Below are 22175 nucleotides of genomic sequence, written 5' to 3' on the forward strand. Positions count from 1 at the left end.
GTGTTGGCCTTAGCCGGATGAGCCCCGGAAGCGGCGGCTCCAAAAGTAAGAAACCGCCCCGACACCGAGGTTGGCGAGCCCCATCAGGCTCTCCCTCGGCTGATCGTAAAGCAGCACCCCCAGCATCCATACGCTGAGGGCAAGGAAGGCCAGTTGTACCCAAGGGTAGCCCGGGCTGCGGTAGCCAGAAGGAGGCCCATGCCTTAGGCGCAGCAGTATGACCCCGGCTACTGCAAGGGTCGTGAACAGTTGCAGCACAAACCCACTGTACAGGAATACTTCGTCGAAGTGGCTGGCCGTTACCATGAACAAGCTGATGGCCCCTTGCAGCCAAACTGCCCGCACCGGGATGCCGCGCGCATTGTCTCGGGCGAGAAAGCCCCAGATCCTGAAATCGTCGGCCATAGCCCGTACTACCCTTGGCCCTACCCATATACTCGCACTGATGCTGGAGACCAGGAAAAGGGCAATGCAAACGGCAATGGCTTTGCTGCCAGCAGTCCCAAAAACCTCGGCCCCTACGAGCTGCCCAATATCAATGCGCCCCCGCAGGGCCTCCGGGCTTACCTGGTACAAGAAACCGGCCTGCAGCAGCACATAAAGAAGGCTGACGGCAATGGTGCCGGCGAGTAAAGCCTTGGGCAGGCTGCGTTGGGGAGCCCGTATCTCTTCTACAATGTATGCGGCCGCGTTCCAGCCAGAGAAGGCATAGGCCACATAAACCAAGCCTACCATAAAAGCGGGGCTCCAGGGCGATATGCTGCTGAGCGGCGCCTTCAGGGCTGAGTCTGAGGCGCCAGGCGAACTGAAACAGGCCCCGATGAACAGAGCCAGCAAGCCCAGTTTGATCAGCGTGGCCGTATTTTGGAAAACACTGCTCTGCTTAATGCTCACGGAGTGGAGTAGGGAAATCCCAATGATGGCCCCCATGGCCATAGGCTGCTGAGGGATACCTGTGACCGGCTCCAGATAAGCGCCAAGAGCTAATGCGGCCAGCGCGACCGATGCAGAAAACCCAACCGTGAGAGAAACCCAACCTGCCAAGTACCCCCAGAAAGGGCCATAGATCCGTTGGATAAAGTGGTATTCCCCCCCGGAGCGGGGGAGGCGGGTGCCGAGCTCTGCATAGCTAAGGGCTCCGAGCAAGGCAAATATGCCGCCCAAAAGCCAGAGCAGCAGTATGGTCCAGCCATCGGAAAGGTGCGACAACTGAAGGCCCAGACTGGTAAACACCCCTGTGCCGATCATATTGGCTACCACGATAGCGGCAGCGCTCCACCAGCTTATCTTTCTTAGCTGCTCTTGCGGCATTGGCAATAGGTTAGGGAAAGGTGCGGTACAGGGTGCTGTGGCCATGCCACAGTGCACGCATGGCCACGACAACGCGCTTAAGGTAACGATTTACGTGCAGTTGGGCCCTTGCCCGGCAGCCTGCTAACGAAACCCTAACACTTTTTTGGGCAGCCTGGCTGGCATCAGAGCACGCAAGCGCCTTTTTCTTCAGCCGGGCGCAGCTCCTTTAAAAAGTACCATTATGCTCCCGGTAAAGAATGGCCAGCATCACCTGCCCGACTGCCCGCAAAGTGCGGACATCGATAATGTCCATATCGTCTTCATGAGTGTGCCAGTGCTCGCCAAACCCCGTTTGCGTGCCCGGCGCGCGGTTGATGATGTCGATCATCGGGATACGGGCAATGGTGTTGACGTAGTAGTGGTCATCGGTAATGGCACCGCCCTGCTCGTCTACAAAATAATTGCCATAGCCCATGTTCTGCGCAAGTTTCCAGACCTTGTCCACCAGGCCCGGTGCAAACTGCATCGAAAAATACTCTCTGGGGAAGCGTGCGCCCTTGGCACCGACCATATCAAGTAGGATGCCGTACCGGGCTTGCTGGCCGTCGTTGAAGTGAAGGTTGCGCGACCAGTACTGAGAGCCCAGAGCATAAGTGTCCGGGTTTTCCCCTCCACTTTCCCCGTAATCTTCTGCATCGAAGAGCACAATATCTACGCCAATGCTGATGGGGCTGGCTTGCAGCTGCCGGGCAACTTCGAGGAGCACCGCTACGCCACTGCCGCCATCGTCGGCGCCCAAGATGGCTTCGTCCCGCCTTTCTTCATTGATGGGGGAGTCGGCAAAGGGCCTGCTGTCCCAGTGTGCAGCGAGCACAATGCGGCTTTTTGCCCCGGGGTTGTAGCGGGCAATGATGTTGGTGGCTTTCAGCACTTCTCCCGTATAGGCTTCGGCTTCAAAGTCTTGGGCGATCACATCTGCCCCAAACCGTTCGAAAGTAGACAGCAGCCACTGTTTGCATTGCTGATGGGCTTCTGAGTTGGGCACCCTTGGCCCAAAACTCACTTGCCTGGCCACATAGGTATAGGCAGAGTCGCGCTCAAATTTGGGGACCTGTACTGCCGCTGGCTGTGGTGGCGGAGGAAGGCTTTCATTGCCGGAGCCGCTGCCGCAACTGCTCAGCCCAAGTGCCAACAGCGCTATGAGCCCTGCTGGGAGAAAAGTCTTGATGATCATGATGTAAGCGGAGTCTGTTTATGCGTTAGGTTTGAAATGCACCCACCCTTGGGCTGTAATCTCGTGGAGCTTGCCCCCTTTGGAGTTGAGCTTGAGCCCATCATCGGCTGGGGTAACTTCTCCAGCGATATAAAGGTCGGGCATGTACTTTACCTTGTCCACATCTTTGGGGTCTATGGTAAATAGGAGCTCATAGTCTTCCCCGCCACTGAGCGCGACCGTGATCGGATCGAGGTTGAAGTCGATAGCCTGGAACTGTGCATCCTGATGAATGGGCACACCGCTTTCTTCCAAAAGCACACCTACGCCCGACTGCTGACAAATGTGGTGCAGCTCGGAGGCCAGCCCGTCAGATATGTCGATCATAGCGGTAGGGAGCAGGCCTGCTTTTGCAAACGCCTCGATCATGTCCCTGCGGGCCTCAGGTTTGAGCTGCCGCTCAATGAGGTAATCATGCCCTTCCAAGTTGGGCTGAATATTGGGGTCTGAAAGGTAGATCTGCTTTTCGCGCTCCAAAATCTGCAGCCCCATATAAGCCGCACCGAGGTTGCCGGTGATGCAAAGCAGGTCGCCGGGGCGTGCCCCGCTACGGTAAACCAGCTGTTCCTTTTTGGCTTGCCCGATGGCGGTCACGCTGATGACCAGCCCTCGTGGAGAGGAGGTGGTATCGCCGCCAACCAGGTCTACCCCATAAATTTCACAGGCTTTGTGTATACCGGCATAAATCTCTTCCATCGCTTCTACCGAAAAACGGTTAGAAAGGGCAACGGAGACCGTAATCTGCCGGGGCTGTGCATTCATAGCATAGATGTCCGAGAGGTTGACGATGACCGACTTGTAGCCGAGGTGCCGCAGTGGGGTGTAGCCCAAGTCAAAGTGGATCCCTTCCACCAGCATATCAGTGGAGACTACAGTTTGCAGCCCCCGGTTGTCAATGACCGCAGCATCATCTCCTACTCCTTTTATGGTGGAGGCGTTCCGGATAGGGAAAGCCTTGGTAAGGTGGTGGATGAGCCCAAATTCGCCCAAGGTGTTGACATCTGTCCGCCCGGGCTGTCCTTCTTGTGTATTTGGCATAAAAAAAAGCCTTCTGATACGAGCTTGTTTGGAGCAGTTGCGTAATGAAAATCAAGAATCTATACCCGCCTGCTGTGTCCTGGCGAAGCCGCTGAACTTGAGTTTAGCGGGCTAAACGAAAATAGAGCAAGGAAGCCAGGTTCATCAAGCGTTGATCCGTAATAGGAGCCATCTCCAAACACATGCTCCAAGGGGGCAGGCCCCTTATCTCTTATAATTGGTTGATCTTTTCGAGCAGCTTTTCGGTTTCGGAAGGGTCCTCCCCGTTGGCTTTAGCTAAGGCTATCGCATGCTTCGCAGCCATTTTTGCGCTGTGTTTGATACCGAGCTTGTAGTAGAGGGCAGCGAGGGTGTCGTTGTTGTAGAACGCATCTTCCAGTGCTACCGACTGCTTGGCCCAGGTGACGGCTTTCATCAGCATGTCTTTGTCCTCTACATTTTCATAGAATGCCCACGCTATACTGTTCAGCTCTTGCGCATTTTCCGACCCATACTCACTGAGGTAGGCGGCAGCAGCTTCTGCATAGGCCTCCATTTGCCCGGACATCCTGTAGAAGTTCATCTTGAAGTTGGCAAACAGGGATGGCGCTTGTTCGCCATAGGCCTTTTTGAACATCCCATTGGCCTGTTCGAGCATGGCATCCGGACCTTTCGAGTTGTCCAGTGCATTGATGATGCCCCTTTGGATGATAGCGTTCACGTAGCGGGCGTTGAGTGCTTCTTCAAATGTGGTGCGGTGCTCCAGCAGGTAACCGAAGAAAGGCTCTTGCCCAGATTGTGCAGCTTCCATGACCAGCTCCATATCAGCTGTGCTGCTCCAGTCATCTTGCGTGTTAAGATAAGCCGCTGCTATCTCGCCTGCTGCGGGGTCCATGGCTTGAGATGCGGCCTGTGCATAGTTTTTTAGGAAAGCAGGGCTGCGCTCCCCAGCTTCATACTTGCGCTGTAGGGCGCCGATTTGACGCTCGGGGTCCATCGCATCTTTGCCCAGAGCGAGGAAGGCTTCCGCATCGTGATAGCCTACAGCCCGGTGCATCAGCTCCCCTTTCCCGTTGATGAAGAGCAGGGTAGGGTAGGCCCGGATTTGGTACTGCTCAGCGAGGCCTACACCTTCGCCTTTTTCCATGTCAATTTTGGCATTGACAAACTGTGCGTTGTAGGATTTGGCGACGCCGGCGTCGGTAAAGACATCGCGGGACATCATTTTGCACGGGCCGCACCATTCTGCATAAGCATCAAGGAAGATCAGTTTGTCTTCGCGTTCTGCCCGCTCCAAGATTTCGGCCCAAGGCTTCTGCTCGAACTGAATGCCAGCTTGGGCGGAAAGATTAATGACGGCAAACAGCGCCAGAACAGGGATTGGGAAATACTTCATTTAAGATTGTATTTGTTTGATGTAAAGCTCAACGGTGCGCACTGCGAGCGGGCTTTCGGACCGGGCCAGTTCCAGCGCCTTTTGGGCGGCAGCCAGGGCTTCCTCCTTCTTGCCGTTGAGCAGTAAGGTTTTAGAATGCAACAATTGGTATTGGTAGTTTCCGGGGGCTAAGGCTGCGGCTTCTCCCGCAATAGCCGTGGCCTCGTCCAGCACATCGCTGTCGGCATTGAACCGCTTGATCATATCGGTGGCCAGCTGACTGAGCGGCTCTGCCTGCCCGTCCAGAATTTTGCGGGCATATTTTTTGCAGGTTTTGGCGTAAGCCTTGGTATCTCCTACAGCAGCAAGGAACTGCATACTGCTTTCGTATTCAAATGCTTCTGCCCCGGCAGCTGCGTGCGCTTTCATTTTCTCCTGTGCTTCTTCGAGCAAGCTTTCCGATTTGAACTCCGCAGCTTTGGCCGCTGTCGCTTCACAGGCGGAGCGGATCTGCCGCGCTACTTCAGCGGCCCCGACAAGCTTTTCCAGCTCCGGGCGGTACCGTATCAGCGTACCGAACAAACGGGAGTCGGCTTCGGTCACCGAGGCTAGCAGGATACGCTGATTGATGGCATTGCCCATATCGGGTTTTTCATCGAAGTAGAGGTTGGCAGGGCGAAGGCTGGATTTGCCCGCCCGGTTGAGGGCTTTGATGTACTTCAGCATAAACTCGGGGCTGCGCTCGCCCGCTTCGTATTGGGCGGTGTACTCCTCGCTGCGGTCGGTTTTTTCCAATATGCGCTGCCCGATATCGAGCAGCCCTTGAGGCTGCTGTGCGCCTTTCACCTGCTGTACGATTTCCCCCTTCGCATCAATGAAGAAAAGGGTGGGGTAGGCTGATACCGGGTACTTTTTGGCAAAGTCGAGCCCCATGCCTTTCTCCATGTCAATTTTCATATTGACAAAGTGGCGGTTGAAAAAGCCGCCTACGTCCTCGCGGGGGAAGACTTCCCGGGCCATGCGTTTGCAAGGGCCGCACCATTCGGCAAAAGCATCTACAAAAATGACTTTCTCTTCAGCGGCGGCTTTTTCCAGCGCTTCTTCCCAAGTGCCATGGAAAAACTCAATGCCCTGCCCGCTGAGCGGCCCAATAGCCATGAGGGCGGCCGTAAAAGTAAGTAGTCGTAAAAGCCAGTGCATAGTCGGTACTGTTTTTTGTTGGCAGGTCATTGCGGGCGGTTCTGAAACTCGCGTATGACCTCCTCGGGCGTTTTGCCCGTCTTGATGATTTCAAGCAGCATCCTTGCGTCTCCTGCTATTGGGTGTTTGGGGTGCTGCTCCAGGAAAAATTCGTAATACTTTCTTGCCCGGCTGGTATCTCGCAGGTCATTGTCATAAGTGAAAGCCTGGAAGAAAATGGATTCGGGCGCTTTTTCGTAATCAGGGTAGTCCATCGAGATATGCCCCCAAGTCTCTACAGCCTGTTGGAAATCGCCCATGCCCCTTGCGACAGCCGCAGCTTCAAATAAAAATCGGGGCGTCAGGGAGTCCTTAGGGAAACGCTCGCCGTAGGCGATAGATTGTGCTACCAGGGCCTGAGCGGTAGCGGTGTCGAGGGTAGGGCTGTCCATCTGCTTTTTCAGGGTGGCGGACAGGGCCAGGATGGATTCGCTGAGCTGATCCTGATCCATACTGTCGGTGCCCTCCGCAGGTGTATCGCTCTGGCAGCTGGTAAAGGCCAAGGCGAAGAGATAAAGGAGCCAAATCTTTTTCATAGCATGAATCTTTGGATTGAAATGGTTGGGAAAGATACGCAAAATTCAAGGGAAGCCGGTAACAGCTGTAGTAAATGTAAGCTATGGCAAGCCACTGCCTGCTACCCGGTATACCACCTCAGCAGGCGCTCGAACCAGCTGCCGGGCAGTACCCGCTTCAATATCAAGGAGAGCCTTTGCAGCGGTTTGCCAACGGAGTAGAAGGGGTGCAGGTAAGGGCGTTCGATCAGCCGGGCGATCTCCCGGGCAACCTCGGCGGCAGGCATCCCTTCTTCTACCTCCCGGTCTATCATCGCATAGGTGCGCTCAAAAGGGCCAGCATAGGGGCCGTCCGGGCGGTAGGTCTTGATCCGGTGGGCGTTGATATTGGTCCGGACATCTCCAGCGTGTATGCCGGCTACTTGGATGCCAAAAGGCCGGGCTTCGGGCCTGAGCGACTCTGTGATCAGGTCTACCGCAGCCTTGCTGCTGCAGTAGATGCTCCGGTAAGGCAGCCCGACCCGAGAGCCGATAGAGCTGATGGTGAAAATCCGGCCGCCCCTTTGGCGGCGCATATGCGGCAAGACCGCTTTGCAGACCCGCACAACGCCAAAAACATTAGTATCGAAAACCCGGCGGGCTTCCTCCAAATCTACTTCCTCAACGGGCCCGGCAATCCCTATGCCAGCATTGTTGATGAGTACGTCTAACCGCCCGGCTTCTTCTACAAGGGCCTGTACGGCTTGCTGCACACTTTGGCTATCGCAGACGTCCATCTGCAGCATCCGCACCCCGCCTGCCCATTCGCTTTTGGGGGAGCGGCTTGTGCCAAATACCCGATAGCCAGCAGCTTGCAGATGCTGAGCGAGTGCCCGCCCAAGGCCGGAGGATGCACCGGTAATAAGAATGGTTTGGGTCATATACGTAGCGCTAATGGGGCGTTTCGGAGGCAATCAGCCGGGGCAGCTTGTCTGCTTAGGTTTAAAACAGGCTAACTCTTGATCAGCCTTCCTGTAAGTTGGGCTAGGTGTGCCGGCCTGCCAATCTTGTAAAGTAACCTTTGGGCAGCACGTTCGGTTTGAAAGCCTCTGGCTTCACGTCAAATTTGTATACAAAAGGGCAGGGGATTGAACCAAATTGTCGCAGGCGTTTATGCCATACCGGCATCAGGGTGGCACCGGACTAGCGCTGCGGAGGGGTATTAGCCCGATAGGGCCGAGCGGACAGCGAGCCCCGCAGCATAGCGGCGCCTGCCCTCAGGCAGGGGCAGGCCCCCATCCAAAAAAACGACAATCTGGTTTGCGCCCAAGGGCAGGGGATTGCAGCGAATAAAAAAGCCGGCACGGTAGATTCCCGTGCCGGCTGCTAATTAAACACCTAAAACCCTATTAAAACTCATGAAAAGAATGGCTCTTGTCTGATGCCTCGGGCACTAGCCTATCTCTATTTTCTTAACGGCAGCTTCCTCCTTGGCCACTTTGGGCAGCGCAATGCGCAGCACGCCGTTCTCGTACTTGGCGGCAATTTGGGAAGCTTCGATATTTTCAGGCAGCTGAAAACTGCGGCTGAAACTGGAGAAGCTGAACTCCCTCCGCATTATTTTCTCTTCTTTAACCTCTTCTTTGGCAGAATGTTCACCCTTGATGGTCAGCCGCCCTTTATCTGCTTGAATATCAAAGTCTTCTTTGTTGAAGCCGGGGGCTGCCACCTCTATGGTGAACTGCGCTTTGTCTTCCAAGACATTGATGGCTGGCTGAGACAAGCTGTAGTCGCTACCAAAGACATCGGTAATGCTGTGGTTGAAAAAATCATCAAAGAACTTGGTCAGGCCCATTGGGCTATGATTTGCTACACTTTTCATAGTGCTTACATTTTGATTAACAAATGATTAGATAAAGTTATGAGGGCAGGCTGTCATAAGACAGTCATGTTTTAGCCAATAGCGATTTTCCGGGCGGGCTTCGGCTGTGCAGCTGCGGTTTTGGGCAGGCTGACCGTCAGTATGCCCTGCTCGTAGACAGCGGTGATGTTGGCCTCATCTATTTCTTTCCCCAAGCGGAAGGAGCGCTTTAGCTGATAAGCCCCAAAGCCCTGCCTGTGTAAAGTGCAGCCTTCTGCTGTCGATGCATCGCGCTGTGCTACAATCTGCAGCACTCCCTTTTCTACTGAAAGCTCGAAGTCTTTTCGTTCAAGCCCGGGGGCAGCGACCTGCAGGGTGAACTGCCTTTCGTGCTCCATCACATTTACTGCAGGGCGGAATACAGGGGCTGTGGGGGCGGCAGCGCGCAGGCTGTTGAACACCTGCCCCAGATCATTGAATGGGGCGCGGGCGGTATATCGGCTGCGGGCGGCTGGTTTTACGGTTACAAAAGCCATGGTTATGTTTTTTTAGTCTTTTTTGAAGAATCCCGTTCTGAACGGTTACAACTACCCTTGTACAATTGGCGTACCAACTGCTCAGAGCTGACGTTCTTTCCGAGGCAAATGAAATGAGGGTGTCAAAATGGCATTAACCTGTGATTTTAGATGCCAAAATGACATTTTTGGAGCGTAAGCCAAAAAAAAACGGGCACACAGCAGTAAAGCTGTATGCCCGTTTCGCGGCAGGAAGAGCAGGTCTCTGCCTACCCTTCAATCAGTTTTGGGCTCATGCCCATATTGGAGAACCCGCCATCGTGGTAGAGGTTCTGCATAGTGACCATGCGGCTAAGGTCGGAAAAGAGCAGCACGCAGTAGTCGGCGCAGGCTTCTGCCGAGGCGTTCCCCAGTGGCGACATTTTATCGGCATAGTCGAAGAACTCCTGAAACCCTTTGATGCCCTTGCCGGCCGTAGTCATAGTAGGCGACTGTGAAATGGTGTTGACCCGCACCTTGTTCTTTTCGGCAAAATGGTAGCCAAAGCTGCGGGCGAATGATTCGAGCAGGGCTTTGGATTCTGCCATCTCGCTATAGTCAGGGAAGGTACGCTGTGCAGCTATATAGGACAGGCCCACGATAGAGCCCCAGTCGCTCATCGCATCCATTTGGTAGAGCGTCTGCATGACCTTGTGGAAGGAGATCGCAGAGATATCGAAGGTCTTCTGCATCCAGTCGTACTTAAGGTCGGTATACCCACGGTTTTTACGGACGTTAAGCGACATACCGATGGCGTGCAAGACGAAGTCGATTTTGCCGCCAAGCGCTTCCATGGATTTGGAAAACAAGTTTTCCAGGTCTTCCAAGCTAGTCGCATCTGCGGGGATGACTTCAGCGTTGAGCTTTTCGCCCAGCTTTTGTACACCGCCGAAGCGCATCGCGACCGGAGCATTGGTCAGTGTGATTTTAGCGCCTTGCGCGACACACTGCTCGGCTACTTTCCACGCGATGGAGTCTTCATCGAGGGCTCCGAAAATGACGCCCCGCTTTCCTGCTAATAAGTTGTTACTCATGTTTTATTCTGCTTGTTATGATACGAATGGCCGGAGTCAGGCTTTTTGCAATAGTTCCTTAGCATTGCTGATGGCAGACTCGCTCGGCGGGTCTTGGCTCAGCATCGTTGCGATGGCGTAAATGCGCCCTTCGGTATCAAGGGCCCGCACTTCTGTCACTGTGCGGTCGGCCTTATCCTTTTTATAAACAAAATAGTGGGCATTAGCCCGGGAGGCGATCTGAGGGGAGTGCGTGATGGAGACCACCTGGTGCTCATTGCTCAGCTCGCGCAGTATGCTGCCCATTTTCAGGGCGACATCTCCGGAAATGCCAGTGTCGATTTCATCAAAAATGAGCGTAGGCAGCGGGATCGCACTGGCCACTAGCGACTTGACCACGAGGGTGAGGCGGGAGAGCTCTCCCCCTGAAGCCACATCCTTGATGAGCTGCAAGCGCCCGCCCTTATTGGCTGCAAATAGGAAGTTGACCTCATCGAAACCGGTGCTGTTGAGCTTTTCGAGGCGGGAGATATCTACTTTCAGTTTAGCATTGCCCATAGAGAGCTGTGCGAGCATCTGTTCTACTTGGTTCTCAAACCCGGCCACGACATGGTGGCGGCGGGTACTGAGCTCCTCAGCCATGCCTTCGAGCTGCTGCACCTGCTGTGCAGTTTGGCGCTCAAGCTGTTCGATCTCCTGGCTAAGGTCGCCAATGCCATCGAGCTGCTGCTGCAGGCTGTGCTGTATGTCGAGCAGGGCCTTGATGTCTGCAGCCTGATGCTTGTTCTGCAAGCGGTATATCAGGTCGAGCCGCTCCTGTACTTCCTGAGCCCGTTCGGGGTCATGCTCCGTATCTTCTGCTATGGCTTCAAATTCTTGCGCCATATCACGCAGCTCCTCTACCAGCCCATTGAAGCGGTGGTATAAGGGCTCTAGCCTGCGGTCAAAGCTTTTCACCTGTTTGAGGGCAGTGCTCAGCTCTTCCACTTGGCCGACCACCGAGACCTCGCTTTCGCTCAATTGTTGGAAGGCCCCGGCCATAGTCCGTTTGATGTCCTCAGCGTTGGTCAGCCGGTTGAGCTCGTCCTCCAGGGTATCCTGTTCTTGTTCCTCTAGGGCAGCCGCCTGCAGCTCATCCAGTTGGAAACGGATGAAATCCAGCTCTTTGCTGGCATTGGCCTGCCGCTCGTTCAGCTGGCCAAGCTTGCGCAGGTTTTGTTGGTAAGCCGAAAAAAGGGCTTGGTAGCGCCCCAGCAAGGGCCGGTTCTCCGCCAAGGCATCGAGCAGCCTCAGCTGAAAAGAGACCTTGTGGATATCGAGGTTGTCAAACTGCTGGTGCAGATCGATAAGCGCTGAGCTGAGGTCCTGAAGGACCGGCAAGGTGGCCGGGGTATCATTGATGAAAGCCCTCGATTTCCCGGAAGGGGTGATCTCCCTACGGATGACGAGGTGGTCGTCGTAGTCGAGGTCGTGCGCTTCGAAGAAAGGCTGCAAAGCGTACTTGCCAATGTGGAAGTGGGCTTCGATGGTACATTTGTCCTCAAGGTTGTACAGCGACTTGATGTCTGCCCGCCTGCCCATAATGAGGCCCAATGCGCCCAGCAGTATAGACTTGCCCGCGCCGGTCTCGCCCGTGATAATAGTCAGCCCCTTCGAGAAGTCAATGGTCAGCTCCTCTATAATGGCGTAGTTGCGTATCTGAAGACTTTCAATCATAGCGGTATTCAGAAATTCTGGGCAAAGTTAACCCTTTTACCCCAGACCACGAGCGCCTTTTCGTATTGTGGCCCGGGCAGCCCGAATTTGGGCAATTGCCCGCGTTTATCAAAGCGGCCCCGCTATATTTTCAGCTTAATTCTGTTATTTTTGGCCCCACCCCGGGTGCTTGCCCTTAGGCAGGGCTCCCCAGGCCCCGGATATTCTTGCACCTGTTAAGACGAACATATGAGAACGATTCTTTTTAGCATAACACTACTGTTGTTGCTGGGCAGCTGTCAGAGCAGCCCTACTGCCGATCTGTCCCCTAAGGACCTGATGCCCTACGGCATACCGGTTACCGTTTTGGCACCGGATAGCGTAGCTGTGAAGTCGACCGACCTAGGCGGCATCATCAAGGATGTGACCCTCAAGGGCGAAGATGGGCGATACGACCTGCAGGTCATGGCGTCTTCCGCTACTTCCAACGACTTGGCCCGTGTCAAAGCAGAGCAGCTGGCCAGTGTCAAAGGCAGCCGGTATTTTTCCAAACTGATCAAAGAGGAGGTCAACGGGTTCCTCTACGAAATGGCGCTGGACAGCACCACGCTGAACTATGGCTTCCGGTATATTGTGCTGCAGGGCGATCAGGAGATTGTCTTCCAGTCTGGCATGGCGAGCACGCTTGCGCTGCAGGAGGCAGAGCGGATGTACGAGGCGGTCAAGCAGCAATGATCTTGCCCGGCTAATGAAGGTTTCAGCCTTGTGATAGGGCTGAATACGGGGTGAGGGCCAGCCATGCAGATCGTTTTCAGGGGCCTGCCCCTGCCTGACGGCAGGTGCCGCTATGCTCCGGGGCTCGCTGTCCGCTCGGCCCTATCGGGCTTATACCCCTACGCAGCGCTAGGCCGGTGCCATCTTGAAGCTGCTGAGGCCTGAGGCTTCCTGCGCCTTGGCTCACGCCCGCGCCGGTGCGGATCAGCCTGCTGCGCAAGCCCATTCGGGCTTAGGGGCCATTATGAACAAAACAGGATTGAGTTGGGGGAGTGTGGTGGGCAAAGGCAGAAGCTGCCTTTGCCACAACCGGTTTTCGTACATTACTCATAAAGGGGAGGCAGCTTAGAAAGCCTCTTTGACGAGGTCGAAGTTGAAAACCACCAGGATGAGTAACAAAATGCTCAGAATGATCATGGGAAAAAATTTGAATGAAAAAACAGGCTCTAAATTGCTCTTTTCCCGGTAGCCTTCTACCGGGGGGATGTCTTGAAAGTTGGATTTTGCAGTATGGGAAGGAGCATTTTTGGGCAGCGCTTTGAGCGCTTGCCGTTTTCTCATTCGGTATGATCTTCTCCAAAGATAAGGGAATTATCCGTGCGGCGCAACGGCCGCTCCGTAGGCGCTGTAAATGACAAAAGGCTGACGGGAGCCCCCGTCAGCCTTTTGCGGTAAAAGCTTGGCTCAGCCGAGCCTTGCGTTAGAAGGAGGATGCCCCTTCGTTGGCGTCGTTATAGTTCTCGCTCACCTTGCCCCAGTCAATGACATTGAAGAACGCCTCAATGTAATCCGGGCGACGGTTTTGGTAGTTCAGGTAGTAAGCGTGCTCCCACACATCCAAGCCGAGGATAGGCGTGCCTTCCGCCTCTACCACGTCCATCAGGGGGTTATCTTGGTTAGGGGTAGCAGTGACGAAAAGCTTGTCGTCCTTGTCCACGCAGAGCCATGCCCAGCCCGAGCCGAACTGTGTCGCCGCAGCTTGTGCGAACTCGTCCTTGAATTGCTCGAAAGACCCGAAATCGCGCATGATAGCTTTGTGGATGTTCATGCGCTCAGAAGGCGCGCCGCCGCCATCTGCCGACATGACTTCCCAGAAGAGCTTGTGGTTGTAGTAGCCGCCGCCGTTGTTGCGCACTCCTGCACCGTGCTTGGATACTTCAGCGAGGATGTGCTTGATGCTTTTGTTTTCCAGCTCGGTACCTTCAATAGCGGCATTGAGCTTTACCGTATAACCGGCGTGGTGCTTAGTATGATGGATTTCCATGGTGCGCGCGTCAATGTGTGGTTCGAGCGCATCGTAGGCGTAAGGGAGTTTGGGCAGTTTGAAAGCCATATTGTTTTGGAATTTTTGGTGATGGAATATTTCGTTTTGCCGGCGCTGCAAGCGCCTTACACCCAAAAGAACGCTGCCCTGTTCGATAAGTTTACGCAAGCCCGTGCAAAGGCAGGTCAACGCCTGATTTTTCTTCGTTTGTGCCATCGGCAGGCACTGATTTTAGGCCTTTAGCCTTACCTTTGCCACGCTTTTGGCCACCTTTTGAAACCAAAAGGCTTGATGTATCACAGGCCGGCACAGGCCAGCACTTGGCAAACGCCCACAAACCATTTGGGGCAGCTGCAGTAGGGCCTGGCCGCTTCAAGCCTGAACAAACCAAATACCAACTATGGAGTACAGAAAGGAAAAAGACAGCATAGGCTATGTAGATGTGCCTGCAGACAAATATTGGGCGGCACAGACGCAGCGCTCTTCCGAGAACTTCCGCATTGGGGGCAACCTAATGCCCAAGGAGGTCATCCGTGCATTTGCCATACTCAAAAAAGCTGCAGCCCGCGCCAACCAGGAAGCAGGGGTGCTGCCAGCAGACAAAGCGGACGCCATAGCAGCAGTATGCGACGAAATCCTGGCTGGCCAGCTCGATGATCAGTTCCCGCTTGTGGTCTGGCAGACGGGCTCCGGCACACAGAGCAACATGAATGTCAATGAGGTGATCGCCAACCGGGCTCATGTGCTGAAAGGCGGTAAGCTTGACGACGAGCAGAAGTTCCTCCACCCCAATGACGACGTGAACAAGTCGCAGTCTTCTAACGATACCTTCCCCACAGCCATGCACATTGCAGCTTACCAGGCTTTGGCGGAGGTAACCCTGCCGGGCATCGAAAAACTGCGCGACACCCTGCAAGAGAAGTCGGAGGCATTTATGGATGTGGTGAAAATTGGCCGTACCCACTTTATGGATGCGACCCCGGTAACCGTCGGGCAGGAGCTTTCCGGCTATGTAGCCCAGCTCAACCACGCCCTGCGCGCCATCCGCAATACCCTCCCACACTTGTCGGAGCTGGCTTTGGGGGGCACTGCCGTAGGCACGGGCCTGAACACCCCGGAAGGCTATGCGGAAAATGTAGCCCGCCACATCGCGGAGCTGTCCGGGCTGCCTTTCGTCACCGCGCCCAATAAATTCGAAGCCCTTGCTGCACACGATGCTATAGTGGAGGCTCATGGCGCATTGAAGACGGCAGCCGTTTCCCTAATGAAAATCGGCAACGATATACGGATGCTGGCCTCCGGGCCGCGCTGCGGCATAGGGGAGCTCATCATCCCTGCCAACGAGCCGGGCTCTTCTATCATGCCGGGCAAGGTCAACCCTACCCAATCAGAAGCCCTCACCATGGCCATGGCACAGGTAATGGGCAACGATGTAGCCATCAATATAGGCGGCAGCACCGGCCATTTCGAGCTCAATGTGTTCAAGCCGATGATGATATTCAATTTCCTGAACTCCGCCCGCCTCATCGGCGACGCCTGCGCTAGCTTTAATGACCACTGCGCAGTTGGCATCACCCCCAACCACAGCCGCATCAAGGAGAACCTGAACAACTCGCTCATGCTCGTCACTGCGCTGAATACGCATATCGGGTATGACAACGCAGCGGCGATAGCCAAGAAAGCGCACAAAGAGGACAAAACCCTCAAAGAGGCTGCTGTAGCGCTCGGCCTGCTGACCGCAGAGCAGTTCGACGAATGGGTGCGCCCTGAAAATATGATCTAGCACACCGTTCAGGCTAGTGGCTTGAGCCGTAAATTTTTGACCATTAAAGGCCTCGGCCAGAACACGCTCTAAGCGTGGAAGTACAGTCAAATAATCCAGCCTAGCCGCACTAGCCATATTGGGCATAAACCAAAATGCTGCCTGCGGTTATGCTTTTCGGGCTTTAGGCTGGCATGGCCTAGCGCTGCGAAGGGGTGATAAGCCCGCTAGGGCCGAGCGGACAGCGAGCCCCGGAGCATAGCGGCACCTGCCCGCTGGCAGGGGCAGGCCCCAAAAAAAACGGCAACTTGGTTTGCACTCGCCACATTAGCGCTGATCATCAATGCGCTGTCCCAAGCACTGGGGCAGCGCATTTTTTTAGCATAAAAATCAGAGCTCGCTCAGCCCGTATTCTGCCAGCATAGCCCGCCAGCTATTCTGCTCTAAGAGGCACGGCAGTATGGGGTCGAGCTCGTCAGACAGGGGGCTGCCCTTAGGCAGGCCAAAGCTGTAGTATTGGATGTTAAACCGGTAGGGGAGGACCTGCAAGGCTGTTTCCCCTTTTTCCTGCAGCGCATACTTTAGGATAGGCTCGCCGTATGCCAGGGCGTCTATCTCATCCGCGTGCAGCGCGGCTATGCCTGTCCCAAGGTCGGTATAGCCTCTTGCTGCTATGTTCCGGCCGGAAAGGAAGCCCTGTGTGGCAGAGCCTGCTACCGTCCCAACCTCGTATTGTTTCAGTTCTTCCAGGCTGTTGATGTCCCCGCTCAGCTGATTGACCGTAAGGGAAGAAGCAATGCTGGCCGTGAGGCCCGAAATAATGATAATGGCGGTGAACATCCACACCAGGGCCACCACGCTCCCGCCAGCAGAACGGGGCGATTTATCGCCGTACCCTACCGTGGTCATCGTCACAGCAGGCCACCATATCCCCTCCCATAGCCCTTTCCAACCTCCGGGGAACTCCTCCGGGTTGTGCCGCCGCTCAAAGAGCCAAGTGGTGAGCCCAAAGATGAAAATGACGACAAAAAGCACAGGTTCCGCTTTGAGCAAATCGGAGGAGGAGAATTTCTTCACAAAAGAAAAAGCGGAGCGTATGCCAGATGAGCGGCGTGTGGCTCTGGCAGATGCCGAGACAAAGAATGGCTGTGTAAAGTCAACTTCTTCTATGCGCCTGCTCGTCACCGTGAGGGGGGGTCAGGTATCAAGTTATTGTTTTTCAAGCTTTTAAAGGAGGTTTTTCAGCGTAGCTTGGGTGTGCTCGCATTCGTAGCCGGCTACCTCCGACAGGCCCTCCCACAGCCATTGGCTGATGCCGCTATAGCGGCCGTCTGTGGATTGTATGAGGAAAGGCGGGGCGGGTTTGACGCCGGCCTTGAGCACCTTGGGGTGATTTATTTGTGAATTAATTGGGCTAAAATTCATTAAAAAAAATAAAAGCAGGATTAATGAGTGATTTTTTGACATAAATTCATCAATTTTGTGCCCAAAATAGACAAAGCTTAACCTTTTACTCAAAGCTCAGAGGGTTATTATCCAAGTTTTCCCAGTTATACCCCTCCATTTTTTTAAACAAAACACGACTAGGTTTATGAGATTACGTTTACGTGCTATACGTTATGTATTGGCATTGGCAGCTCTATTTGGCCTATCCCTTTCGGGGATGGCTCAGTCTGCACGTACCATCACCGGGATGGTTCAGGACACAGACGGCGAGCCGCTGATTGGCGCTAATGTCTATGTGAAAAAAACAGTCAAAGGGACGATCACTGACTTTGACGGGAAGTTTGAGCTTCAAGCCAGCCCTGAAGCAGAGGTGCTGGTCTTCTCTTATGTAGGTTATGCGACCAAAGAAGTCAGGCTGGAAGACGGCAAGGACAGCTACGATATCATCATGAGCTCAGAAATTGAGCTGGACGAGGTAGTGGTCACAGCCTTGGGCATTGAGCGCTCAGAAAAAGCCTTAGGCTACTCTGTACAAAAGCTGGGCGCGGAGCAGATTGCTACGGTCAAGCCCACCAACGTGACAAATGCGCTCGCCGGCAAGGCCGCAGGGGTCTACGTTACCGGAAGCGCTGCCGGGCCTACGGCATCTGCCAATATCAACATCCGTGGCGCTGCTTCCCTCTTGGGCAACAATCAGCCTTTGTTTGTGGTGAACGGCATCCCGATCACCAACGACCTGTACAGCTTTGACGACGGGCTCAATGGCTCCACAACGATTGACTTTGGCAACGCTGCTCAGATTGTCAACCCGGACGATATCGCCTCTATCAATGTGCTGAAAGGCCCTGCCGCATCTGCATTGTACGGCTCCCGGGCCGCCAACGGTGTTATCCTCATCGAGACCAAAAACGGCACGGGTGCAAAAGGCTGGGGCGTGGAAGTCAACTCCACTACGACGTTCAACACCATCCTCAAGCTGCCCAACTATCAGAACGAGTACGGCTTTGGCGGCGGTGGAAAATACAGCTACCTCGATGGCACCAACTATATTGGCGACAAGCAGTACTACGAAGCCTACGGCGAGAATTGGGGCCCGCGCATGAACGGGCAGCTCATCAAGCAGTTCAATTCTGATGGGGAAGCTGTGCCTTTTACACCGGCACCGGACAATATCCGCAACTTCTTCCGCACCGGCATCACGAGCATCAACAACTTCGCCATCAACAACAACAGCGAAGGCGGCGATTTCCGCCTGTCTTACACCAATACGGGCAGCCGGGGCATTGTGCCCAATTCCAATCTCCGACGGAACACCTTTCAGACGAGCATCGGACGGTCTATGCTGGATGACCGCCTTAAGGTCCGGCTGAATGCCATGTATGTGCGCTCAGGTTCTGACAACGTGCCCAATACCGGCTATGACGAATCTTCCGCCATCATGTACGGATGGCTGTGGTACCCTCGTCAGGTCGCTATCGATGACCTGCGCGACTACTGGGAGCCGGGCCTCGAAGGCGTACAGCAGCGCTATGTGGAGGACCTCTGGGTGAACAACCCTTGGTTTATTGCCAACGAGAACACCAACAGCTTTCAGAGCAACCGTGTCATCGGCAATTTCCAGCTGAACTACAAGCTCAACGACAACTTTGACATCCGTCTGCGCTACGGGGCAGATGTGGTGGACGATCAGCGCCAATACCGCCGGGCGCCTTCTACCAAAGCCGTCCTTAGGGGCAGCTACCGCGAAGATGAGATCTCTTTTTCAGAAACCAACGCGGAGGCCATCATTGGCTACCATACCGACCGCACGAGCAACTCGCGTTTTGCGCTTGACGTAAAGCTGGGGGGCAACATCATGCGGCAAAATGCCAACTTCCTGATCGCGAACAACCCGGAGCTGAAATTCTTTGGGACGGACGAAAGCATTTACACCCTGACCAACAGCCGCTCCGGCGTGCTTGTAGAGTCGCAGAAAACACAGGTGGGCATCAACAGCCTGTTCGGTACGGCTACCCTGTCTTTCGACAACTTCCTCTACCTGGACGCAGCCCTGCGCCAAGACTGGAGCAGTACGCTGGTCAACCCGGTTTCCGGGCTCGAAGATTCAGACTTCAGCTTCGCTTACCCCTCGGTATCGCTCAGTGCTATCCTTTCGGAAAAACTCAACCTGAGCGCCAACTCGCCGCTCTCGTTCTTGAAACTGAAAGGCTCATACGCTGAGGTTGGCAACGGTGCCCCGGCTTATGCTTTTGGCACCACCTTCACCCCGCAGCCTGCCTTTGGCAGCAGTTCTGTGTTCAGCACCAACCGTACGATTGCAGAGGCCAACCTGCGCAACGAGCGTACCCGTGCAATCGAGCTGGGCGTGGATGCGAGGTTCCTGAACGACCGTTTCCGCATTGACGCGACCTACTACAATATGCTGAGCTTCGATCAGATCATCTTCCTGCCGGTAGCATCGGCCTCCGGCTATGATTTCCGGCTCACGAACGGTGGTGAGATCAGCAACAAAGGGGTGGAAGTGATGCTGAGCGCTACGCCCGTGAAAAACAAGCGCTTCAGCTGGGATATTGCCCTCAACCTGGGGCACAACCGCGCCATCGTAGAAAGCCTGCCTGACGTGATCAGCGGTGGGCGTTACTCCATAATCGCCGATGTGTTCCCTGGAGACGAAGGGGGCTCCGACCTCGAGCTGGTCGCCGAAGAAGGCGAGCTGCTCGGGCAGCTGTACGGCCTCGGTTTTCAGCGGGTGCAGGAAGGGCCTTTTGCCGGGCAGATCATCCACGAGGATGGGCTGCCGCTCCTGACCGAGGAGAAAGTGTCTGCCGGATCTTATCAGCCTGACCTCCGGGCGGGCATTTACAATACGCTCAACGTTGGCAACTTCAGCCTTGGCATTCTGTTCGATGGGCAGTTTGGTGGAAAGATCTACTCCCGCACCCATGCCCTTATGGCGACTGGTGGGACCATCACTAATGAAGATGACCCTAACCTGCCGATCAAGACGACAGACGGGCGCACCGTCTACTCCGTTTCTTATGATGGCAACGGAGACCCTGTGTACAACCTGGAAGAAATGGGCGGTATTGTCGGCCCTGGCGTGAAAAACATCGGCACAGACGAGAACCCTGAATATGTGCCCAATGATGTAGCTGTCGAGCCGGGCGGCGCAGGGTATACCGGTTATTTCTACACCTACTATGGCAACGGTTTCAACCGGGACAACATCGAAGCCGCTACCTACGATGCTACTTACGTAAAACTGCGCGAAGTCAGCCTGAGCTACCGCTTGCCTTCAAGCCTGATCAAAAATACAGGCCTGCAGTCTGCCCGCATCGCGTTGGTCGGCCGCAACCTGCTCTTGTTCACACAAGTGCCGTCAATCGACCCGGAGACTTACTCCATCCGCAACGGCTTGTTTGTGAATGGGTTTGAAAGCACACAGATGCCTTCCACCCGCAGCTTTGGCATCTCGCTGAACCTTGGCTTCTAGAGCGGTACAGCAATTGGGCAGAGGGGCATAGCGTGCCCCTCTGCCATGCCTTTAGTTGTGAGGGCGGTTGGCCGCCCAGCATATTTTTTGATTTAAACATCGTATCTAATATGATTTCTATAAAACCACTTTCACTGGTGGCGCTCCTGGCAACCGTCTTGCTTGTTTCCTGCGAGCAGTTTGATGAATTCAATGCCAACCCTAACGAGCCGACAGAGGTTTCTGCTGACGTGCTCATGACTGCAGCCCTGCGCAGCAGTGTCAATACCATGGTCACGGAGTCTTTCCTGCTAGGCAACAACGCTGCACAGCTGACCGCCAAGACCCTCCGTACCGAGGTGGATGCGTACAACTGGAACGCTTTCCCTACCGTATGGGAAGGCTTGTACGAAAGCCTGACAGACGTGAATGCTGTAGAGCGCATTGCCTTGGAGCAGGGCAATGAGAAAATGCAGGGTGCAGCCATGGTCGTGCGCGCCTGGGTTTTTTCTACACTGACGAATGCCTACGGTGACATCCCCTATTTTGAAGCCATAAAAGGCGGTACAGAGAGCAATTTCACTCCGGCCTACGATGAGCAGGCGGTCATTTATGCCGACCTGCTGGATCAGCTGGCACAAGCTGATGCCCTATTGGCCCCGGAGGCCGCCGGCAGCATCTCTGGCGATATCATTTACAACGGCAGCGCCGCGCAGTGGCGAAAGCTGGCCAATTCCCTTCGCCTGCGCCTCCTGATGGCCGCCAACAATCAGCTGGCCGATACCGGCGCTCAGTTTGCTGAGGTTGTGGAAGCCGGCAATATCATGGAGAGCAATGAGGACAACGCTGCCCTTGTTTACTTGGACGGCTTCCCCAATCAGTTCCCGCTCATCCCACTGAAAACAGGCGACTTCGATGCGGTGGCCATCAGCCAAAACGCTGTAAACCTGCTGAGCAGCTACGACGACCCCCGCCTCTTCCGTTATGCCCGCCCCGACAACGGCATCTACGGCCCCGATGGCACCTTCGATGGAGCGGAGAACGGCGCAGGGGCTGGCTCATGTGACAAAATCGGCTCCCGCCTCGGCCCTGCCTACTTTGTAGATGGGGCGCAGACGACTGCGGATCAGCTGGGCATAGAGCTGGGTAAGGGCATCATCATGACTTATGCGGAGCTGGAGTTCCTTCTAGCTGAAGCAGCGGAAAAAGGCTGGATAGGCGATGACGTAGAAAGCCATTACCGTGCAGGCATAGCTGCTTCTATGGGCTATCATCAGGTCAGCCTCGATGATACGCAGTGGGATAGCTTTGATGATTTTTACGCCAACTCCGGAGTAGCTTACACGGCTGCCGTCGATATCTGGGAGCAGAAGTGGGTGGCCCTGTTTTTCCATGGGCTGGAGCCGTACTTCGAGCTGCGCCGCTGGTATTTTGAAAGCGGCAATGACTGGGCTGGCCTGCCTTTTGTCTCTCCTCCTTGTGCCAACGTCAATGACGATATGCTGCCGATGCGGTTTTTGTACCCCGGAGAGGAGCAGAGCCTGAACTCGGACAACTACAGTGCAGCAGTACAGCGCCTAGGCGGCTCAAATTCTCAGAATGCAGCCATCTGGCTGGTAAAATAAGTGGCCCGCTCCGCAGTG

At 54.9% G+C, this 22175-nt stretch carries 20 protein-coding genes; 5 read left to right on the plus strand and 15 right to left on the minus strand.

Going from position 1 to position 22175, the window contains the following annotated elements; translation table 11 throughout:
* Positions 1-9: 9 nt before the first annotated feature.
* The 11 genes from FRY97_RS15355 to recN form a co-directional block, all read right to left on the minus strand.
* The gene (locus FRY97_RS15355; RefSeq protein WP_147168442.1) at positions 10-1311 is read right to left on the minus strand and encodes an APC family permease; all 1302 of its coding nucleotides are present in this window, start codon (positions 1309-1311) and stop codon (positions 10-12) included.
* 208 nt (positions 1312-1519) lie between these two features.
* The gene (locus tag FRY97_RS15360; protein ID WP_147168443.1) at positions 1520-2527 is read right to left on the minus strand and encodes a M28 family peptidase; all 1008 of its coding nucleotides are present in this window, start codon (positions 2525-2527) and stop codon (positions 1520-1522) included.
* Between the two features lie 18 nt (positions 2528-2545).
* A complete protein-coding gene (gene thiL, locus FRY97_RS15365; RefSeq protein WP_147168444.1) occupies positions 2546-3604 on the minus strand; it encodes a thiamine-phosphate kinase in 1059 nt (352 codons plus the stop codon).
* Positions 3605-3815: 211 nt separating this feature from the next.
* Positions 3816-4979, minus strand: a complete 1164-nt coding sequence (locus tag FRY97_RS15370) for a thioredoxin family protein (RefSeq protein ID WP_147168445.1) — start codon at positions 4977-4979, stop codon at positions 3816-3818.
* Positions 4980-6158: a thioredoxin family protein gene (locus tag FRY97_RS15375; RefSeq protein WP_170254679.1), complete on the minus strand. Its 1179-nt coding sequence runs from the start codon at positions 6156-6158 to the stop codon at positions 4980-4982.
* A gap of 26 nt (positions 6159-6184) precedes the next feature.
* On the minus strand, positions 6185-6733 hold the full coding sequence (locus tag FRY97_RS15380; protein WP_147168447.1) for a tetratricopeptide repeat protein: 549 nt from the start codon (positions 6731-6733) through the stop codon (positions 6185-6187).
* A 101-nt stretch (positions 6734-6834) separates the two neighbouring features.
* Positions 6835-7632, minus strand: coding sequence for an SDR family oxidoreductase (locus tag FRY97_RS15385; protein WP_147168448.1), 798 nt, complete (start codon positions 7630-7632; stop codon positions 6835-6837).
* 512 nt (positions 7633-8144) lie between these two features.
* Positions 8145-8573 (minus strand): Hsp20/alpha crystallin family protein, encoded by a 429-nt coding sequence (locus FRY97_RS15390; protein ID WP_211356885.1) that lies wholly within the window; start codon positions 8571-8573, stop codon positions 8145-8147.
* 71 nt (positions 8574-8644) lie between these two features.
* Positions 8645-9088, minus strand: coding sequence for an Hsp20/alpha crystallin family protein (locus tag FRY97_RS15395; protein ID WP_147168449.1), 444 nt, complete (start codon positions 9086-9088; stop codon positions 8645-8647).
* 248 nt (positions 9089-9336) lie between these two features.
* A complete protein-coding gene (locus FRY97_RS15400) occupies positions 9337-10140 on the minus strand; it encodes an enoyl-ACP reductase FabI (protein WP_147168450.1) in 804 nt (267 codons plus the stop codon).
* Between the two features lie 36 nt (positions 10141-10176).
* The gene (recN, locus tag FRY97_RS15405; protein ID WP_147168451.1) at positions 10177-11835 is read right to left on the minus strand and encodes a DNA repair protein RecN; all 1659 of its coding nucleotides are present in this window, start codon (positions 11833-11835) and stop codon (positions 10177-10179) included.
* Positions 11836-12063: 228 nt separating this feature from the next.
* Here recN and FRY97_RS15410 point away from each other — a divergent pair, with 228 nt between their 5' ends.
* Complete coding sequence (locus tag FRY97_RS15410) at positions 12064-12549, plus strand: hypothetical protein (RefSeq protein WP_147168452.1); 486 nt, start codon at positions 12064-12066, stop codon at positions 12547-12549.
* Between the two features lie 384 nt (positions 12550-12933).
* Here the strand turns inward: FRY97_RS15410 and FRY97_RS15415 are convergent, their stop codons facing one another.
* Positions 12934-13149, minus strand: coding sequence for a hypothetical protein (locus tag FRY97_RS15415; protein ID WP_147168453.1), 216 nt, complete (start codon positions 13147-13149; stop codon positions 12934-12936).
* 139 nt (positions 13150-13288) lie between these two features.
* The gene (locus tag FRY97_RS15420; RefSeq protein ID WP_147168454.1) at positions 13289-13921 is read right to left on the minus strand and encodes a superoxide dismutase; all 633 of its coding nucleotides are present in this window, start codon (positions 13919-13921) and stop codon (positions 13289-13291) included.
* A gap of 6 nt (positions 13922-13927) precedes the next feature.
* Here FRY97_RS15420 and FRY97_RS22415 point away from each other — a divergent pair, with 6 nt between their 5' ends.
* Positions 13928-14095, plus strand: a complete 168-nt coding sequence (locus FRY97_RS22415) for a hypothetical protein (protein WP_170254680.1) — start codon at positions 13928-13930, stop codon at positions 14093-14095.
* Between the two features lie 157 nt (positions 14096-14252).
* Positions 14253-15635: a class II fumarate hydratase gene (gene fumC / locus FRY97_RS15425; RefSeq protein ID WP_147168455.1), complete on the plus strand. Its 1383-nt coding sequence runs from the start codon at positions 14253-14255 to the stop codon at positions 15633-15635.
* Positions 15636-16004: 369 nt separating this feature from the next.
* On the opposite strand, the gene FRY97_RS15430 is transcribed toward fumC, so the two are convergent.
* Together FRY97_RS15430 and FRY97_RS22420 are read right to left on the minus strand one after the other, a co-directional pair.
* Positions 16005-16799 (minus strand): ion channel, encoded by a 795-nt coding sequence (locus tag FRY97_RS15430; protein WP_147168456.1) that lies wholly within the window; start codon positions 16797-16799, stop codon positions 16005-16007.
* A gap of 42 nt (positions 16800-16841) precedes the next feature.
* Positions 16842-16997 carry a hypothetical protein gene (locus tag FRY97_RS22420; RefSeq protein WP_170254681.1) on the minus strand — a complete coding sequence of 52 codons (156 nt, stop codon included), beginning with the start codon at positions 16995-16997 and terminating at the stop codon, positions 16842-16844.
* A 208-nt stretch (positions 16998-17205) separates the two neighbouring features.
* On the opposite strand from FRY97_RS22420, the gene FRY97_RS15435 reads away from it, so the two are divergent.
* Entirely contained in the window at positions 17206-20553 is a 3348-nt protein-coding gene (locus FRY97_RS15435; protein ID WP_147168457.1) for a SusC/RagA family TonB-linked outer membrane protein, read from the plus strand.
* A 110-nt stretch (positions 20554-20663) separates the two neighbouring features.
* Positions 20664-22157 carry a SusD/RagB family nutrient-binding outer membrane lipoprotein gene (locus FRY97_RS15440; protein WP_147168458.1) on the plus strand — a complete coding sequence of 498 codons (1494 nt, stop codon included), beginning with the start codon at positions 20664-20666 and terminating at the stop codon, positions 22155-22157.
* Positions 22158-22175: the final 18 nt, after the last annotated feature.

The sequence above is a fragment of the Phaeodactylibacter luteus genome (assembly GCF_007993045.1).
GTDB classification, from domain to species: Bacteria; Bacteroidota; Bacteroidia; order Chitinophagales; family Saprospiraceae; genus Phaeodactylibacter; species Phaeodactylibacter luteus.

Excerpts from the sequence above, each read along its gene's own strand:
- FRY97_RS15355 (WP_147168442.1), bottom strand. The coding sequence starts at position 1,311 with ATGCCGCAAGAGCAGCTAAGAAAGATAAGCTGGTGGAGCGCTGCCGCT.
- FRY97_RS15360 (WP_147168443.1), bottom strand. The coding sequence starts at position 2,527 with ATGATCATCAAGACTTTTCTCCCAGCAGGGCTCATAGCGCTGTTGGCA.
- thiL (WP_147168444.1), bottom strand. The coding sequence starts at position 3,604 with ATGCCAAATACACAAGAAGGACAGCCCGGGCGGACAGATGTCAACACC.
- FRY97_RS15370 (WP_147168445.1), bottom strand. The coding sequence starts at position 4,979 with ATGAAGTATTTCCCAATCCCTGTTCTGGCGCTGTTTGCCGTCATTAAT.
- FRY97_RS15375 (WP_170254679.1), bottom strand. The coding sequence starts at position 6,158 with ATGCACTGGCTTTTACGACTACTTACTTTTACGGCCGCCCTCATGGCT.
- FRY97_RS15380 (WP_147168447.1), bottom strand. The coding sequence starts at position 6,733 with ATGAAAAAGATTTGGCTCCTTTATCTCTTCGCCTTGGCCTTTACCAGC.
- FRY97_RS15385 (WP_147168448.1), bottom strand. The coding sequence starts at position 7,632 with ATGACCCAAACCATTCTTATTACCGGTGCATCCTCCGGCCTTGGGCGG.
- FRY97_RS15390 (WP_211356885.1), bottom strand. The coding sequence starts at position 8,573 with ATGAAAAGTGTAGCAAATCATAGCCCAATGGGCCTGACCAAGTTCTTT.
- FRY97_RS15395 (WP_147168449.1), bottom strand. The coding sequence starts at position 9,088 with ATGGCTTTTGTAACCGTAAAACCAGCCGCCCGCAGCCGATATACCGCC.
- FRY97_RS15400 (WP_147168450.1), bottom strand. The coding sequence starts at position 10,140 with ATGAGTAACAACTTATTAGCAGGAAAGCGGGGCGTCATTTTCGGAGCC.
- recN (WP_147168451.1), bottom strand. The coding sequence starts at position 11,835 with ATGATTGAAAGTCTTCAGATACGCAACTACGCCATTATAGAGGAGCTG.
- FRY97_RS15410 (WP_147168452.1), top strand. The coding sequence starts at position 12,064 with ATGAGAACGATTCTTTTTAGCATAACACTACTGTTGTTGCTGGGCAGC.
- FRY97_RS15415 (WP_147168453.1), bottom strand. The coding sequence starts at position 13,149 with ATGAGAAAACGGCAAGCGCTCAAAGCGCTGCCCAAAAATGCTCCTTCC.
- FRY97_RS15420 (WP_147168454.1), bottom strand. The coding sequence starts at position 13,921 with ATGGCTTTCAAACTGCCCAAACTCCCTTACGCCTACGATGCGCTCGAA.
- fumC (WP_147168455.1), top strand. The coding sequence starts at position 14,253 with ATGGAGTACAGAAAGGAAAAAGACAGCATAGGCTATGTAGATGTGCCT.
- FRY97_RS15435 (WP_147168457.1), top strand. The coding sequence starts at position 17,206 with ATGAGATTACGTTTACGTGCTATACGTTATGTATTGGCATTGGCAGCT.
- FRY97_RS15440 (WP_147168458.1), top strand. The coding sequence starts at position 20,664 with ATGATTTCTATAAAACCACTTTCACTGGTGGCGCTCCTGGCAACCGTC.